Source organism: Formosimonas limnophila (assembly GCF_014652675.1).
In the GTDB taxonomy this organism is placed as follows: domain Bacteria; phylum Pseudomonadota; class Gammaproteobacteria; order Burkholderiales; family Burkholderiaceae; genus Hydromonas; species Hydromonas limnophila.
The window spans coordinates 1-1,209 of the sequence record NZ_BMZG01000039.1; the positions used below are offsets into that span (position 1 = coordinate 1).

Genomic DNA, 1,209 nt, shown 5'->3' on the forward strand with positions numbered 1-1,209 from the left:
TGCTGCCGCCACCGCTGGCAGTTTGGTCAACAATACCGATCCGGCCTGTGTTGACGAGACTTGATGCGGCGATGTCGAATGACTGCGCACCGCTTTGGGTGATGTTGCCAGTGTTATTCAGGCTGGTGGCATTGAGCTGGACACTGCCTGCGGTGAGGTTGCCGCTGTTGTTGGCGGCTTGGGCATTGATGACTTGGTTGTTGACGGTGGTGATTTGACCGCTGTTATTAAGGTCTTTGACGGCAATGCTGCTGTCGTTGCCTGCTTCGATTCGCCCAGCGTTGGTGAGGTTGCCTTGTGCGTCGAGGGACAGATTGCCTTCAGAAATGAGCTTGCCACCATTGTTGATGCCCAAACCCGCCTCTGTGCCGACCAGGCGCATTTGCCCCGCGTACATGCCACCAAGTGCGGCGACGTCGAGGGCAAACTGTGGTGCTGTGCCCTGCCCTGTTTGGGCGTTAATCCCTGCGGTGTTGGTGTTGCCATCCACTGTGACTTGATTCGCACCGAGGATGAGGTCGGCTTGATTCGCCCAGACTTGCGCATTAAGCTGCGCAGCGCGGGTGATGAGCGAGAGTTTGTCTGCACCCGTGGCATTCAGACCTTGGCCATTGACTGAGATATTGCCGCCTGTGACGTTGAACCCCGCAAGTGCACCGTTATTAAACTGCGGTGTGCCCGTGGTCAGGGTGACATTGGCGGCGTTGATGAAGCCTGCACCGTTGACCGAGATGCCATTCGGGTTGGCGACGATGAGATTGGCTCTGTTGCCTGCGATTTCTTGGTAACCGTTGAGGCTACTGCCGTTCGGCCCTGTGACTTGATTGATGATGGTGCGGGCAGCGTTGTTGCCGAGCATCGGGTTGCCTTGGATGAAACCTGCGAGTTGTGTCTGGCTCATGCCACCGCTGTTGTTCAGCACGAGGCCATTGGCATTGACGTTGTAGTTTTGGAATTGATTGAGCGAGACGCCTTGCGCATTGGGCGCAACGACATTCACCACAGGGACACCATTGGCCGCGACACCAATCACGGGCTTGCTGCCCGCTTGATTCGGGTCAATCGCAATCTCTTGAGCTGTCGCCGTGCCCACAATCAATGCGCTGCCGAGCAGCAGTTTGGTCGCTAACTGAATCGTACTGAACCCAAACGCCTGATTCGATGTGTCTCGTGTATCGTCTGAACCTATCTGACCCACTTGGCCTTGAC

General features: G+C 56.5%; 1 protein-coding gene. It reads right to left on the reverse strand.

Features of this window, described 5'->3' with window-relative positions:
* A partial coding sequence (locus IE082_RS11065) for a filamentous hemagglutinin N-terminal domain-containing protein (protein WP_189493965.1) occupies positions 1 to 1,209 on the reverse strand: 1,209 nt, incomplete at both ends.